Origin of the sequence: Caballeronia sp. AZ1_KS37, assembly GCF_023631165.1 — a bacterium.
In the GTDB taxonomy this organism is placed as follows: domain Bacteria; phylum Pseudomonadota; class Gammaproteobacteria; order Burkholderiales; family Burkholderiaceae; genus Caballeronia; species Caballeronia zhejiangensis.
The window spans coordinates 1-14,691 of record NZ_JALQDP010000040.1 but is presented as its reverse complement, the minus strand read 5'-3'; the positions used below and the strand labels follow the sequence as shown (position 1 = coordinate 14,691).

The following is a 14,691-nucleotide window of genomic DNA, read 5'->3' as shown; positions in this document are numbered from 1 at the left end:
TTCGCGCCCGCCCCTTGAACAACGCGCTCAACGACGCTGCGGCCCGAACATGCGCGACAAGGCCCGCGCGAGTTCCTTCACAACGGCATCGGCAGTCGGGCGATGCAGCAGCGCGATATCCATTGTCTCGATGGCGGGCAAGCCGCTCTTCGCTGTCAGCACGACGTGACCCGGCGATACGGCGCGCGCCGGAAGCAGGCTGATGCCCAGACCATCGGCGACGGCCGCCTGGATGCCGCTCAGACTCGAACAGATGAACGCGAGCCGCCAGCGTCGGCCGATGCTTTCGATCGCATGGGTCATGTCGTCGCGATACAGCCCGCGCGGCGGAAACGCGACGAGCGGAATCGGATCGAGTTGAATCGACGGATTCGTCGCGCTGTCGATCCATCGCAATTGCTCGGGCCATGTAGCGACGGCTTCGCGGCTATTGCGCCGCTGCTTCACGAGGACGAGATCGAGATCGCCGCGATCGTAGCTGTTGCTCAGATCGCGGACCAGTCCGCTCGTCACTTCGAGCTTCACTTGCGGATGCTTGCGATTGAAGGCCGCGAGCATGTGCGTCGTCGGTCCGCCGACGAAGTCTTCCGGCACGCCGAGCCGGACCGTCACGCCGACGTTCGCGCCCGATAGCGCCTCGATCATTTCGTCGTTGAGCGCGAGCATGCGGCGCGCGTAGGCGAGCAGGGTTTCACCGGCGTCGGTCGGGCGAACATCGCCGCTGCCGCGTTCCAGCAGCTTGTGCCCCGCCATGTCCTCGAGGCGGCGCACCTTCTGGCTGATCGTCGATTGCGTCGAATGAAGCCGCGCGGATGCGGCGGTGAAGGTGCCGCAATCGGCCACCATGACGATGGCCTTCAGCAAGTCGAGGTCGAACAGCGGCGTGCGTGCGTTGGGAAGGTGTTTCATCGACCCGATGGATCTTCGAATGGGACATCGACTTCTATCACGCGCGAAGGGCGCTGGCAATCGCGTGATAGTGTTCCGGTAGGGCAGTGCGTCCGCTTACCGATATCGCCGACATGACTCGTTCTCTCTATCTCTGCAATGTCCGCCTGGCCGATGGCCAACGGGTTTCCGTATCCATCGTCGATGGCCGTATCGACGCGCTCGGCGCAGATGCCGCCGCCCCATGCGATGCGCAGATCGAAGACGGCGGCGGCGCGTTGCTGCTGCCGGGCTTCGTCGAAGGTCATACGCATGTCGATAAGAGCAACTGGGGGCGTCCGTGGTATCGCAACGAAGTCGGCCCGCTGCTCACCGATCGCATCGGCAACGAACGCGAATGGCGCAGGACATCGGGACACGATGCGGCCGCGCAATCGCTCGCGCTGTCGCGTGCATTCGTGGCTGCGGGCACGACGCGTCTGCGCACGCACGTCGATATCGACACCGACGCACGCCTGCGCCATCTCGAAGGCGTACTCGCAACACGGCAGACGATGCGCGATACGCTCGACATGCAGATCGTCGCGTTTCCGCAGTCGGGCATGCTGATTCGTCCGGGCACCGTCGAGCTGCTCGGCGAAGCGCTCGCAGAAGGCGCCGATGTGCTCGGCGCGCTCGATCCCGCGTTGATCGACGGCGATCCGGTCGCATCGTTGAACGCGACCTTGGCGCTCGCGCAACGCTATCGCAAGCCGATCGACATCCATCTGCACGAACCGGGCGAGATCGGCGCGTTCACGCTGAAACTGCTGCTGGATCGCGTGCAAGCGTCGGGCATGCAGGGACAGGTCGTCGTCAGTCACGGCTTTTGTCTTGGCGCGCTGCCGGAGCGCGAGCGCGATGTGCTGCTCGATCGCATCGCTGATTTGCGCGTGGCGCTGCTGACGAGCGCGCCGCCTTCGTGCACGGTGCCGCCGCTCAAGCTATGCCACGAGAAGGGCATCACGATGTTCGGCGGCAACGACGGCATCCGCGATACATGGACGCCGTACGGCGTGCCCGACATGCTCGAACGCGCGATGCTGATCGGCATGCGCTACGACTTGCGGCGCGACGACGATCTCACGATCGCGTTCGATTGCGTGAGCGATGCGGCAGCGCGCGGCTGCGGTTTCGCGGACTACGGCCTGCGCGTGGGCGCGCGCGCGGATCTCGTGCTCGTCGATGCCGAGACCGTCGCCCATGCGGTCGTGACGCGGCCCGTGCGCAAGCTCGTCGTTGCGAACGGACGTATCGTCGCGCGCGACGGCGTGCTAACGCCGCCTCGCGCATGACGCTCAACGCGGTGCGTTGAGCGTCAGCTTCATATGGCGGTTCACGTCCTTGTACAGCAGATAGCGGAAGCGGCTCGGTCCGCCCGCATAACAGGCTTGCGGACAGAATGCGCGCAGCCACATGAAGTCGCCGGCTTCGACTTCGACCCAGTCCTGATTCAGCCGATACACCGCCTTGCCTTCGAGCACATACAGGCCGTGCTCCATCACGTGCGTTTCTGCGAACGGAATCACGCCGCCCGGCTGGAACGTAACGATGTTGACGTGCATGTCGTGACGCATGTCGCTGGTATCGACGAAACGCGTCGTCACCCAGCGGCCTTCGGTGCCCGGCATCGGAATCGGCTCGATGTCCTGCTCGTTCGTGACGAACGCTTCGGGAAGCGGCACGCCATCGACGGCTTCATAGTGCTTGCGAACCCAGTGAAAACGCGCCGCATCCTTATGACGATTGCGCAACTGCCAGTTCGTGCCGGGCGGAATGAACGCATACCCGCCTGTCTTCAGAACATGCAAGGTGCCTTGCAAAGTCAGTTCGATCTCGCCTTCGACGACGAACAGCACGCCTTCGGCATTCGGGTCCTGTTCGGGTTTTTCGCTGCCGCCGCCCGGCGCCACTTCCATGATGTATTGCGAGAACGTCTCGGCGAATCCGGTAAGCGGACGCGCGAGCACCCAGAGACGCGTCTTGTCCCAGAACGGCAGATGACTCGTGACGATATCGCGCATCACGCCTTTGGGAATGACGGCATACGCTTCAGTGAACATCGCGCGATCGGTGAGCAGCTCGGTCTGCGATGGATGACCGCCGTGCGGCGCGTAGTACGTGTTGCTTGACATACGAAAGTCTCCGTTAGGTTCACGCCGTCGTCGTGATTTCGACGCCTTGGTCGTCCGGCTTTCCCGGACGCTAATGACAGGCGCGACGAATTTACCCGGCAGAACACATACAAAATATCGGAGATGCGCGCTATCGACAAATTAAATGTTCGAATGTAGGGTATCCATTTCCTGAATGGGGCAGCGAACGATTCTTTATGCAGACGCTTACGAAGATCAGCGAAGAACATGCCCGAGCACGATCACATACACCGCCGTGATCGCAAGCTGACATAAGGTGAACGGCAATCCATAGCGCAGAAAGCGCCCGAAGCTGACCGGCGCGCCTTCCTGCGCGCAGATTCCCGCTGCCACGATGTTCGCCGCCGAGCCGACGAGCGTCGCGTTGCCGCCGAGCGTCGCGCCGTACATCATGCCGATGAAGACCGGAATCACCGCGTCGGGCCACTGCGTGAACTGGTCGGAGAGCGCGGCCTCCGGCACGAATTCCGCCGTGACGAGATAGCCCTTGACCATCACGATCGACGCAGCCGCGACCGGCACGTTCGCGAGCACGGAAGAGAGCAGGCCGATGCCGCCGATCATCGCGAGCGCGACGAGCGCGAGTCGCGTACCGAACACTTCATACAGCTTGAGCGACATGACTTGCAGCAGTCCCGTCTTGGCCATGCCCTGCACGAGACAGAAAATGCAGGTGAGGAACAGCAGCGTCTTCCAGTCGACGTCGCGCAGCACGCGATCGGTCGGCTCGACCCTGAACGCATACGCGACGAGCAGCGCGAGCGCACTCGCGATCACGGCGACGACGGGTGGCACGATGCGCGTCGGCAACTCTTCGCCGAGCACGAAGAGGACCATCATCAGCGCGAGCACGACGACGGCGAGCGCCGCGTACACGGGCCGCTTGAGCTTCGTTCCCGGGCTGCGCGGCGGTAGCGGCGTGACGCTGCGCCAGATGCCGCGCATGAGGATCGGCAAGAGCGGAATCACGACGATGATCGCGAGCAGACCACCGAGGCTCGCGCGCCGCAGATACTCGCCGAAGCTCATGCCGATCGAACTGCCGACGAGAAACGTCGCCGGATCGCCGACGAGCGTCAGCAGGCCGGCGGCGTTGCTGAGCAGGGCGGTGAGGATCAGCGGCGGCACGATATCGAGTTCGAGCGCGCGCGCGACGCGAACGATGATCGGCGCGAGCAGGATCACCGTCGTCGCGTTGGGAAGCAAGGCGCATAGCGGCGCGACGATCACGATCAAGAGAAGCAGGAAGCGTTTGCCGCTGCCCGCCGTCGCGCGCAGATAGTATTCGCCGACGAGATCGAAGAGACCCGTCGTCGAAAGAATCCGCGCGACGATCATGCCGCCGAACAGCAGGCTGATCGGTCCTGCCGCGGTGCGCGCGGTCGCGATCAGATCCTGCTCGTCGATGATGCCGAGCGCGATCAGCACGCTTGCACCGACGAGCGCGGCGACGGCCATGTCGATCAGATCGAAGGCGATCACGAGGATCACCGCCGAGAACACGCCGACTACGAGATAGATTTGCCAATCGCTCATGATGGGCTCGCGCGGGCGCTATTGCATCGGCGGCGCGTACATCAGGCCGCCGCGTCGGTAGAGTTCGTTCAGTCCGCGTTCGAGTTTGAGCGGACTTCCGGTGCCGAGATTGCGGTCGAACATTTCTCCGTAATTGCCGGCGCTTTTCAGCGCACGAATCGTCCAGCCGGGGTCGATGCCGAGCGTCGCGGTGACGCTCGCATCCGGCACGAGCGCGCGGGCCACGATCGGATCGCGGACGCGCTCCGCTTCGTTGCTCCGCGTCACGCCGACTTCTTCGGCGGTGATGAGCGTGAAGAGCACCCAGCGGACGATGACGAGCCAGCGGTCATCGTCGCCGCGCACGGCGGGCGCGTGCGGCTGCTTCGAGATTCGCTCGGTCAGGATCGTCATGGACGACGGGCCGCCCGGCGCGCGGCTGCGCAGCGTGGCGAGCAGGGAGGTATCGGCGGTCACGGCGCCGCATCGGCCGGAGACGAACGCGTGCTCCAGTTCCGTCACCGAGCCGAGCACGAGCGGCTTCAGGTCGAGCGCGTTCGCATTCGAATAGCCGGCGAGATTGCTTTCGCTCGTGGTCTCGCGTTGCACGCAGACCGTGGCGCCCCTGAGCGACGCGAGCGTGCGAATGCCGCTCTTCGCCGGCACCATGAACGCCTGAGCGTCATAGAACAGCACGCCCGCGAACTGCACGGCGAGCGTGCCTTCGCGCAGCAGCGTCCAGGTCGTGTTGCGCGCGAGCAGATCGACGCGGCCCGTCCTGAGCGCCGGAAAACGCGCGGACGTCCTGAGTGGAACGAAGGCGACCTTGTTCGCGTCGCCGAGCGTCGCGGCGGCCACCGCGCGGCAGAAGTCCGCGTCGATACCCGACCAGTGTCCGGACGCATCCTGCTGTGAAAAGCCCGCGATGCCGTCGCTGACGCCGCATCGCAGAACGCCGCGCGCCTTGACTTGCGCGAGCGTGTCCGATCCCGCCGCGAGGACGGGCGCGCCCGATGTCAGCAGCGCGAGCAGCACGGCGCCGACGATCGCGATGAATCTCCCCGATGCGTTTGCCATCGTCTTCTCTTGTTGAAGACTTCCGTTCACGGCGTATTGCCACGCAGTTCATGCTCGAAAGGCGAGCGTGTGATATTGCTTGTTTCTACCCGTTCGAAGAGACACGTGACAATAAGGTTGTAGACGAAAACGGATTCAGTTCAAGCGGTCATTTACCGGATACTGTTGCCCCGCCAGGGGCTGGGAGAATTCGATGCGCGCCTTCGTCTCGCTGCCGGTTCTTGCGTTGCCGATCCTTCTCGCCGCGTGCAACACGCCGCCGATTCCGCCGGGCAAATCGGTGGACATACCCACGGCGCTCCAGAACGTCCTCGATGGCGTGTGCAACTTCCGGAAGACGCAGGCCGAGCGCAAGCAGAACTACGGCGTGGCGATCGATTCGATCACCGTCGAACTCGATCTGACCGTCGATGGTGCGCAGACTCCGCCCGTCGCCGTCGCGCCCGATATCAAGTTCATCCCGACCGTCAGTTACGGGCACATCATCACGGCGAACACGGGAAGCAGGCTGCTCGTGTCGCTGAAGAATCTCGATGGCGCGAAAGGCGCGGACATGCAGTGCCCGCCGCCGCCGCCGCCCGCCAGCCCCGCTAAGTAAGCGAGGGTTTACCGCAATCCATTCCTGCTTGACGTCGGCTGCGCTGCGCCTGATACTTTGTCCGTACAAAGTGATGTTTAAGACAGGAGGCATGACGCAATGCATTCGGACAGAGTAGGCAAGCAGCGATATCGGGCGAGTTACGGCCGTTATCTGGAGGATTTCACAGTCGGCGATATATACGAGCATCGCCCGGGCCGCACGATCACAGACGCGGACAACATTCAGTTCTCGCTGCTGACGATGAACTTTCATCCGATGCACTGCGACGCGCATCACGCCTCGAAGAGCGAGTTCGGCAAGCTTCTCGTGAGCAGCGGCCTCACGGTCGCGATCGTGCTCGGCATGTCGGTGAACGACGTGAGCGGCAAGGCCATCGCCAATCTCGGCTGGAAGGAAATTCGCCTGACGGGCCCTGTTTTTGCGGGCGATACGCTCTATGCGGAGTCGGAAGTGCTCGAAGTGCGCGAATCGAAATCGCGCCCGACGCAGGGCATCGTCACGGTGCACACGCGCGCGTTCAATCAGGACGGCAAGCCCGTCATGGATTTCATCCGTACCGCGCTGATTGCCAAGCGCGGCCACGGCACCGCCGAAGACTGACCGCACATATCGCCGGCGTTGTCGCGCGCCGGCGTCCCGTTTCCGTTTCGCATACAAGACCGTTCGATTGCATCGATGCATCGGCGCACGGCGGCGAGACGGTTCATCGTCACAGTACTGGAGACAACTGTGAGTCATTACGTTAGCTCGGGCGCCCGGCTGGACCGGCTGCCGATGTCGCGTTTTCACTGGAAGATTCTGGGCCTCATCAGCGCGGGCGCGTGCCTCGACGCGTTCGACGTCTATCTCGCGGGCGGCGTATCCGCCGCGATGCTCAAGGCGGGTTTCTCGACGATGCAGCTCAACGCATTGTTCGTGTCGTCGGGCTTTTTCGGCATGGTGATCGGCGCGGGCTTGTCCGGCTATCTCGGCGATCGCTTCGGACGCCGCTCGTCGTATCAGTTCAATCTCGCGCTCTTCGGTTTGATGTCCTTCGTCGCCGCGTTCGCACCGAATATCCAGTGGCTGATCGGCGCGCGCTTCGTCATGGGCATCGGGCTGGGCGCGGAGCTGGTCGTCGCGGCGGGCACGTTGTGCGAGTTCATTCCGCCCGCGTATCGCGGACGCTGGATTTCGCTGCTCGGTCTCATCGTCAATTCGGGTCTCGTGCTCGCGACGAGTGTCGGTTACGTGGTGATTCCGCATCTCGGCTGGCGCTGGATGTTCGGCATCGCGGGCATCGGCGCGGTGATCGTATGGGCGCTGCGTCATCGCATGCCGGAATCGCCGCGCTGGCTCGAATCGGTCGGACGCACGCAGGAAGCCGAGGACACCGTGAGCGCGATCGAAGCCGAAGTCGCGCATCAGAAGGGACCGCTGCCCGACTGTGCGCGCACGCAGAATCTCGAAGTGCCGCGCGCGCCGCTGTCGGCGCTGTTTCGCCGCGGCATGATCGGACGCACGCTGACGGCCGCATTGACGGCGATCGCGGTGAACGTCGCGGTGTACGGCTTCGTCGCGTGGCTGCCGACGTTCTTCGTCCACGAAGGGCGCGATATTGTCACGTCGCTCGGCTTCACGACGCTGATGTCGTTCGGCGCACCGTTCGGCGCAGTGCTCGGCTACCTCACCGCCGACCGCCTCGGACGCGCGAAAGGTCTCGTGTTCTATAGCGTCATCGCGATCGTGCTGGGCTTCGTCTATCCGCAGATGACGGCCAACGCGGCGATCGCCATCGTCGGCTTCACGCTCGTCAGTTGCATCTTCGGCATCGTCACGCTGGGTCTCTTCGGCTACGTGCCCGAGCTCTTCCCGACCGCGCTGCGCCTGCGCGGCACCGGCGTGGCGGGCGTGTGCGGACGTATCGCGTCGATGCTCACGTCGTATGCCGCCGTGATCCTGTATGCGCAACTCGGGCTGTTCGGCGTGCTCGGCATGGTCGCGGGCGTTCTGATCCTGCTCGTGATCGCCGTGCTGAGCCTCGGCGTGGACGCGAACCAGTTCTCGCTGGAAGAAGTCTCGCCCGATGAAGAAGCCAACGCAGACGATCTGCCGCTCAACCATCAGGGAGCCACGCGATGAACGCACGCAACGACATGCAGCAGGCGCAAACCGTATCGCAACGCCTTGCATCGTTTTCGACGCATCTGCAATTGAGCGACGTGCCGCAAAGCGTGCGCGAGCGCGCGAAGCATCTGATTCTCGACAGCATCGGCCTGGCTTATGCGACCTTGAAACTGCCGTACGCGACCTCGACGCTCGCCGCGATGCAGGAGCTCGGCAGCGGCGAAGCGACGGTGTTCGGCCACACGCAGAAGCTCGCATTGCGCGATGCGATGCTGCTCAACGGCCTTCTGATTCACAGCCTCGACTTCGACGACACGCATGCACGCGGCGTGATCCACTCGACGGCGAGCGCGTTTCCGGTCGCGTTCAATCTCGCTGAGCGCGAGAACGCGAGCGGCGCGGATCTGCTCACCGCGTATCTCTGCGCGATGGAAGTATCGACGCGTGTCGGCTCGGCGGCGAAGAGCGGCTTTCACAACGCGGGCTTTCATCCGACGGGACTCGTCGGCGCATTCGGATGCGCGCTCGGCGCGGCGCGTCTTCTGGGTCTGCCGGTCGAAGCGGCGCAGCATGCGCAAGGCATCGTGCTGTCGATGGCATCGGGCAATCTCGAGTTCCTGCAGGACGGCGCGTGGACCAAGCGTCTGCATCCGGGATGGGCGGCGGTAGCGGGCGCGACTTCGGCGACGCTCGCGAAGCATGGTTATATCGGTCCGGGCGCGGCCTATGAAGGACGCTTCGGTCTCTATGCGCTTTACATGAAGACGCCGCTCGAAGCGGGCGATATCGATATCGCAACGGCGGGCCTCGGCGAGACATGGGAGATCGACGGCGTTGCGTTGAAGCCGATTCCCGCGTGTCACTTCACGCATGCTTCGTCGGATGCGGCCATCGCGCTTCATCGCGCACATGGTTTGCAAGCCGACGACATCGAGCGTGTGATCGTGCGCGTGCCCGGCCCGACGATTCCCATCGTGTGCGAGCCGGTCGCGCCGAAGCAAAAGCCGTCGAACAGCTATGACGCGCAGTTCAGCATTCCGTACATCGTCGCGACGGGGTTGTTGCGCGGCCGCTTCACGCTCGACGATCTCGAAGCCGAAGCGCTCGCCGATGAAACTGTGCGCGCCGTCGCGGCCCGCGTCACGCACGAAGCGGATCAGGACTCGACGTTTCCGCGTCACTACACCGGCGAAGTGATCGTCCATACGCGGGACGGCCGCATGCTGACGCATCGCGAGTCGATCAATCGCGGCTCGTCCGACAGGCCGCTCACGAATGAGGACATCGTCGCGAAGTTCTTCGACAACGCGCAGCGCAACGTATCGCGCGATGCCGCCGAGCGCATCTGCGAAGCGGTGCTCTCGCTCGACACGCGACCGGCGCGCACGCTTGCGCAAGCGCTCGCATAAGACGTACACACGAATACAGGAGAAGCAATGGCCACCATCGACGCCGATCAACAGCAGGACATGAGCAATTACGAAGAGAACGAGACGCTCATTCTCGACATGCTCGACCGCTTCCTCAAGACGGAAGTGAAACCCTACGTGCACGAACTCGATGCGAAGGACGAGTATCCGCGCGAGATCGTCGAGAAGATGAAGGACATGGGACTCTTCGGCTGCCTGATCTCGCCCGAGTACGGCGGCCTCGGTCTCACGACTTCGACGTACGCGAAGATCGTCGATCGCATTTCCGCGGTATGGATGTCGGTGAGCGGCATCATCAATTCGCATCTCATCATGGCGATGACGATCCAGCGCAACGGCACCGAAGCGCAGAAGCGCGAGTTCCTGCCGCGCATGGCGACGGGCGAGCTGCGCGGCGGTATCGGCCTGACCGAACCGGATTGCGGCACGGACCTTCAGGCGATCCGCACGGTCGCGAGGCGCGACGGCGATCACTATGTCGTCAACGGCAGCAAGACGTGGATCACGAACAGCAAGTACGGCAACATCCTCGCGCTGCTCGTGAAGACCGATCCGGAAGCGCAGCCGCGTCACAAGGGCATGAGCCTTCTGATCGTCGAGAAGGGACCGGGCTTCGAAGTGAGCCGTCAGTTGCAAAAGCTCGGCTATAAGGGCATCGATACGTGCGAGCTTACGTTCACCGATTTTCGCGTGCCGGTGTCGAGCGTGATCGGCGGGCAGGAAGGGCTCGGCCTCAAGCAGATTCTGAGCGGGCTGGAGCTGGGCCGCATCAATGTCGCCGCGCGCGGGGTCGGTGTTGCGCAAGCCGCGCTCGATGAAGCGGTCGCGTATTCGCAGCAGCGCAAGACCTTCGGCAAGCCGATCTGCGAGCATCAGGCGATTGCGCTCAAGCTCGGCGAAATGGCGACGCGCGTGGAAGCCGCGCGCCTTCTGACGGACTCGGCCGCGCGCGCATACGACAAAGGTCTGCGCTGCGACATGGAAGCGGGCATGGCGAAGTACTTCGCAACCGAAGCGGCTGTCGAGAACAGCATGGAAGCAATGCGCATTCATGGCGCGTATGGCTATTCGAAGGAATACAACGTCGAGCGGCTGTATCGCGATGCGCCGCTTCTGACCATCGGCGAAGGCACCAACGAGATGCAACGCCTGATCATCGCCAAGATGCTGATTGCGAGGAACCCTGCATGAGCCTGCCTCTTTCCGGCGTACGCATCGTCGCCATAGAACAATACGGCGCGGGTCCGTTCGCGACGCAACATCTCGCCGATCTCGGCGCGGAAGTCATCAAGATCGAAAACTTCCGAGAAGGCGGCGATGTGGGCCGCAACGTGGGACCGCATTTTTTCGGCGAAGGCGATAGCCACTTCTTCGAAGCGTTCAATCGCAACAAGTGCAGTCTGACGCTCGATCTGAAGAAGCCCGAAGGGCGCGACGTGCTGCTCGATCTCGTCAAGTCGAGCGATGCCGTCTTCAACAATCTGCGCGGCGATCTGCCCGTGAAGCTGGGTCTCACTTACGATCAGTTGAAGGACGCGAATCCGGCTATCGTATGCGCGCATTTGTCGGCATATGGACGCACCGGCAGCCGCGCATCGTGGCCCGGCTACGACTATCTGATGCAGGCGGAAGCGGGTTATCTCTCGGTCACTGGCGAGCCGGACAGTCCGCCGGCGCGCTTCGGTCTGTCGATCATCGATCTGATGACGGGCACCACCGCCGCGATGGCGCTGCTCGCGGGTCTCGTGCAGGCGCGCACGACGGGCATCGGCCGCGACATGGACACGAGTCTCTTCGATGTCGCGCTGCATAACCTCGCGTATGTCGGCACTTGGTATCTGAACGGCGGCACGGTGACAGGACGGGACCGGCGCTCCGCCCATCCGTCGCTGACGCCGAGCCAGCTGTACAAGACGAAGGACGGCTGGATCTTCCTGATGTGCAACAAGGAAAAGTTCTGGGGCGTGCTGGCGGAGATACTCGACAAGCCTTCGTGGATCACCGATGAACGCTTCTGCAATTTCAAGGCGCGGCTCGCGAATCGCGATCTCGTCGAACAGGAACTCGATGCGGCGCTTTCGCGCGCGACGACCGCCGAATGGCTCGCACGTCTGGGCGGACGCGTGCCCGCCGCGCCGGTGTACGACATCAAGCAGGCGCTCGACAATCCGTTCGTCGCGGAGCGGCAAGGCGTGACCGAAGCGGAGCATCCGCGCTTCGGCAAGGTGCGCAACGTGGCGGCGCCGGTTCGCGTGAACGAGACCTTGCCCGCGCGTTCGGCGCCCGAACTGGGACAGGACAACGCGAGGCTTTTCGCCGAACTCGGTTACGATGCTGGTCGGATCGCCCGGTTGCGCGAGAGCGGTGCGGTGCAATGACGATGCTCGCACCGGATGATGTCGCGCGACAGGCGGATCCCTCCGTCAATCCTTCATCGTGCGTGCAAAAGATGGTCAACGTGCTCGGTCAGCAGCCGCGCTATCTGCAATTGGCGCAGACGCTCATCAACGAAATACAGAGCGGGCGCTTTCCGGTGGGCTCCACCATTCCCACCGAATTCGAACTCTGCGAGCAGTTCGGCGCGAGCCGCTCGACCGTGCGCGAGGCAGTCAAGCAGCTCGTGCAGCTCGGCATGGTCGTGCGGCAGGCGGGCATCGGCACGACCGTCAAGGCCGTGAATTCGGAAGGCAGCTATCGGCAGGTCATGCAGCAGTTGAGCGACCTGCATCGCTATTCCGCCGATACCGCGCTCGAGGTCCTGAAGAAAGAGACCGTCGAAGTGAGCGATGCGTCGCTCTGCAAGATGTTGCAGGCGAAGCCCGGCGAAACGTGGTTGCGTCTCGAAGGCATTCGTCGTTCGCCGGAGAGCGTCGATCCGATCTGTCATACCGAGGTCTATATCCAGCCGGCGTTTCGTTCGCTGACAGGCATCGAGGATGATCCACACACGCCGATCTTCACGATGATCGAGCGTCAGTTCGGCGAGCAGATCGCGCGCGTGGAGCAGGAGATTCGCGCGGTGGCGCTGCCCGCGAACATCGCGCGTCTCGTCAACGCGAAGGCGCGTTCGCCCGCGCTATGGCTGTCGCGCCGCTACTTCAACAAGCGCGGCGAGATCGTCGAAGCGGCGGTCAGCATTCATCCCGCCGACCGCTTCAGTTATTCGGAGACGTTCCAGCGCGGCTGGAGCGGCACCTGACGCATTCGAGGAAATCCGCATGATTGCACGCAGTTTTTTGTTCGTTCCGGGCGATCGTCCGGAACGGTTCGACAAGGCATTGGCGACGCACGCGCATCGCGTGGTCATCGATCTGGAAGATGCCGTGGCCATCGATGCCAAGGCGCAAGCTCGCGCGCAGATCGCGCATTGGTTACGTGAGACGCATGAGCGCGTCGTGATTCGCGTCAACGCTTTCGGTACGCCATGGCACGAGGAAGACGTCGCGATGATTCGCGCGGCGAACGTGCGCGCCGTGATGGTGCCGAAGGCCGAAGATGCGGCGCAACTCGCGGATATCGCGGCACGTTGCGCCGATGAGATCGAGTTGATCGCGCTGGTTGAGAGCGTTGCGGGCGTGGTGCGTATGCGCGAGATCGCGCAATGCGGGCGCGTTGCGCGGCTCGCGTTCGGCTCGTTCGATTTCGGCGTGGACGCGGGCATCGACGGCACCGGGCGCGAACTGGACTACGTGCGTTCGCAGTTCGTGATCGAGTCGCGGTTTGCGGGCCTGCCGCCGCCGATCGATGGCGTAACGCTCGCGACGGGCGACCTCGACGCGATCAACGCCGACGTGCTCGATGCGCGCCGCTTCGGTTTCGGCGGCAAGCTATGCATTCATCCGAAGCAGGTGGACGCCGTGAATGACGGCTTCGCACCGAGCGCCGCCGAACGCGAATGGGCGGCACGCGTGCTCGCTGCGCTGGAAGCGAATCCGCGCGGCGCGATCTCGGTGGACGGGAAACTGGTCGACAAGCCGATCGTCGATCGCGCGCGAAGAATTCAAGCCGCGTGAACGCGGTTCAACGGAGAGCAAGCGAATGAAGGTATTGGTTCCAGTGAAGCGCGTCGTCGATTACAACGTGAAGGTCCGCGTGAAATCGGATAACACGGGTGTCGATATCGCCAACGTGAAGATGTCGATGAACCCGTTCGATGAAATCGCTGTTGAGGAAGCGGTGCGGTTGAAGGAAGCGGGCGTCGCTACGGAAGTGATCGCTGTGTCGTGTGGTGTTACGCAATCTCAGGAGACGTTGCGGACGGCGTTGGCTATCGGTGCGGATCGCGCTGTGCTGATCGAAAGCGCAGAGGAATTGCAGCCGTTGGCGGTGGCGAAGCTGTTGAAGGCATTGGTCGATCAGGAGAAGCCTGAACTCGTGATCCTCGGCAAGCAGGCTATCGATGACGATTCGAATCAGACCGGTCAGATGCTTGCTGCATTGACGGGTTTGCCGCAAGCGACGTTCGCATCGAAGGTCGTTATCGCCGATGGTAAAGCGACTGTATCGCGTGAGGTCGATGGCGGCGCCGAGACGCTTTTGTTGAAGCTGCCCGCAGTAATCACGACAGACCTGCGCCTGAACGAGCCGCGCTATGTGACGCTGCCCAACATCATGAAGGCGAAGAAGAAGCCTTTAAGCACGATGACGCCTGCCGATCTTGACGTCGATGTTACGCCGCGTCTGAAGACGCTGAAAGTCGTCGAGCCACCGAAGCGCAGCGCGGGCATCACCGTGCCCGACGTGAAGACGCTGGTCGAAAAACTGAAGAACGAAGCGAAGGTGATCTGATGACGACTCTTGTTATTGCAGAACACGACAATGCGTCGATCAAGGCAGCGACGCTGAACACGGTTGCAGCGGCATCGAAGATTGGTGGCGA

The 14,691-nt window shown here is 63.1% G+C and carries 14 protein-coding genes; 10 read left to right on the top strand and 4 right to left on the bottom strand.

What is annotated here, in order from left to right:
- Positions 1-27: 27 nt before the first annotated feature.
- Positions 28-909 (bottom strand): LysR family transcriptional regulator, encoded by an 882-nt coding sequence (locus NCS00_RS27590; protein WP_250441522.1) that lies wholly within the window; start codon positions 907-909, stop codon positions 28-30.
- 113 nt (positions 910-1,022) lie between these two features.
- Here NCS00_RS27590 and NCS00_RS27585 point away from each other — a divergent pair, with 113 nt between their 5' ends.
- Complete coding sequence (locus tag NCS00_RS27585) at positions 1,023-2,222, top strand: amidohydrolase family protein (RefSeq protein ID WP_250441521.1); 1,200 nt, start codon at positions 1,023-1,025, stop codon at positions 2,220-2,222.
- Between the two features lie 3 nt (positions 2,223-2,225).
- Here the strand turns inward: NCS00_RS27585 and NCS00_RS27580 are convergent, their stop codons facing one another.
- From NCS00_RS27580 to NCS00_RS27570, 3 genes are all read right to left on the bottom strand, one after another.
- A complete protein-coding gene (locus NCS00_RS27580) occupies positions 2,226-3,062 on the bottom strand; it encodes a bifunctional allantoicase/(S)-ureidoglycine aminohydrolase (protein WP_008346903.1) in 837 nt (278 codons plus the stop codon).
- Positions 3,063-3,278: 216 nt separating this feature from the next.
- A complete protein-coding gene (locus NCS00_RS27575; protein WP_008346901.1) occupies positions 3,279-4,619 on the bottom strand; it encodes an ArsB/NhaD family transporter in 1,341 nt (446 codons plus the stop codon).
- 18 nt (positions 4,620-4,637) lie between these two features.
- Positions 4,638-5,675: an amino acid ABC transporter substrate-binding protein gene (locus tag NCS00_RS27570; protein ID WP_175981507.1), complete on the bottom strand. Its 1,038-nt coding sequence runs from the start codon at positions 5,673-5,675 to the stop codon at positions 4,638-4,640.
- A gap of 193 nt (positions 5,676-5,868) precedes the next feature.
- On the opposite strand from NCS00_RS27570, the gene NCS00_RS27565 reads away from it, so the two are divergent.
- The 9 genes from NCS00_RS27565 to NCS00_RS27525 all read left to right on the top strand — a co-directional run bounded on the left by NCS00_RS27565 (position 5,869) and on the right by NCS00_RS27525 (position 14,600).
- On the top strand, positions 5,869-6,273 hold the full coding sequence (locus tag NCS00_RS27565; RefSeq protein ID WP_250441520.1) for a hypothetical protein: 405 nt from the start codon (positions 5,869-5,871) through the stop codon (positions 6,271-6,273).
- 99 nt (positions 6,274-6,372) lie between these two features.
- Entirely contained in the window at positions 6,373-6,876 is a 504-nt protein-coding gene (locus NCS00_RS27560; protein ID WP_008346896.1) for a MaoC family dehydratase, read from the top strand.
- A 174-nt stretch (positions 6,877-7,050) separates the two neighbouring features.
- Positions 7,051-8,397: an MFS transporter gene (locus tag NCS00_RS27555; RefSeq protein ID WP_008346894.1), complete on the top strand. Its 1,347-nt coding sequence runs from the start codon at positions 7,051-7,053 to the stop codon at positions 8,395-8,397.
- Positions 8,394-9,791 (top strand): MmgE/PrpD family protein, encoded by a 1,398-nt coding sequence (locus tag NCS00_RS27550; protein ID WP_250441519.1) that lies wholly within the window; start codon positions 8,394-8,396, stop codon positions 9,789-9,791. The genes NCS00_RS27555 and NCS00_RS27550 overlap by 4 nt, the downstream gene beginning before the upstream one ends.
- 27 nt (positions 9,792-9,818) lie before the next feature.
- Entirely contained in the window at positions 9,819-11,003 is a 1,185-nt protein-coding gene (locus NCS00_RS27545; protein ID WP_250441518.1) for an acyl-CoA dehydrogenase family protein, read from the top strand.
- Positions 11,000-12,190, top strand: a complete 1,191-nt coding sequence (locus NCS00_RS27540; RefSeq protein WP_008346888.1) for a CaiB/BaiF CoA transferase family protein — start codon at positions 11,000-11,002, stop codon at positions 12,188-12,190. The genes NCS00_RS27545 and NCS00_RS27540 overlap by 4 nt, the downstream gene beginning before the upstream one ends.
- Before the next feature lie 71 nt (positions 12,191-12,261).
- Complete coding sequence (locus NCS00_RS27535) at positions 12,262-13,011, top strand: GntR family transcriptional regulator (protein ID WP_051078976.1); 750 nt, start codon at positions 12,262-12,264, stop codon at positions 13,009-13,011.
- Positions 13,012-13,030: 19 nt separating this feature from the next.
- Complete coding sequence (locus tag NCS00_RS27530; protein ID WP_250441517.1) at positions 13,031-13,825, top strand: HpcH/HpaI aldolase/citrate lyase family protein; 795 nt, start codon at positions 13,031-13,033, stop codon at positions 13,823-13,825.
- A 25-nt stretch (positions 13,826-13,850) separates the two neighbouring features.
- A complete protein-coding gene (locus NCS00_RS27525) occupies positions 13,851-14,600 on the top strand; it encodes an electron transfer flavoprotein subunit beta/FixA family protein (protein WP_250441516.1) in 750 nt (249 codons plus the stop codon).
- The last annotated feature ends 91 nt before the right edge of the window (positions 14,601-14,691 follow it).

Coding starts and splice junctions, on each gene's coding strand:
- NCS00_RS27590 (WP_250441522.1), bottom strand. CDS start 909: ATGAAACACCTTCCCAACGCACGCACGCCGCTGTTCGACCTCGACTTG.
- NCS00_RS27585 (WP_250441521.1), top strand. CDS start 1,023: ATGACTCGTTCTCTCTATCTCTGCAATGTCCGCCTGGCCGATGGCCAA.
- NCS00_RS27580 (WP_008346903.1), bottom strand. CDS start 3,062: ATGTCAAGCAACACGTACTACGCGCCGCACGGCGGTCATCCATCGCAG.
- NCS00_RS27575 (WP_008346901.1), bottom strand. CDS start 4,619: ATGAGCGATTGGCAAATCTATCTCGTAGTCGGCGTGTTCTCGGCGGTG.
- NCS00_RS27570 (WP_175981507.1), bottom strand. CDS start 5,675: ATGGCAAACGCATCGGGGAGATTCATCGCGATCGTCGGCGCCGTGCTG.
- NCS00_RS27565 (WP_250441520.1), top strand. CDS start 5,869: ATGCGCGCCTTCGTCTCGCTGCCGGTTCTTGCGTTGCCGATCCTTCTC.
- NCS00_RS27560 (WP_008346896.1), top strand. CDS start 6,373: ATGCATTCGGACAGAGTAGGCAAGCAGCGATATCGGGCGAGTTACGGC.
- NCS00_RS27555 (WP_008346894.1), top strand. CDS start 7,051: ATGTCGCGTTTTCACTGGAAGATTCTGGGCCTCATCAGCGCGGGCGCG.
- NCS00_RS27550 (WP_250441519.1), top strand. CDS start 8,394: ATGAACGCACGCAACGACATGCAGCAGGCGCAAACCGTATCGCAACGC.
- NCS00_RS27545 (WP_250441518.1), top strand. CDS start 9,819: ATGGCCACCATCGACGCCGATCAACAGCAGGACATGAGCAATTACGAA.
- NCS00_RS27540 (WP_008346888.1), top strand. CDS start 11,000: ATGAGCCTGCCTCTTTCCGGCGTACGCATCGTCGCCATAGAACAATAC.
- NCS00_RS27535 (WP_051078976.1), top strand. CDS start 12,262: ATGGTCAACGTGCTCGGTCAGCAGCCGCGCTATCTGCAATTGGCGCAG.
- NCS00_RS27530 (WP_250441517.1), top strand. CDS start 13,031: ATGATTGCACGCAGTTTTTTGTTCGTTCCGGGCGATCGTCCGGAACGG.
- NCS00_RS27525 (WP_250441516.1), top strand. CDS start 13,851: ATGAAGGTATTGGTTCCAGTGAAGCGCGTCGTCGATTACAACGTGAAG.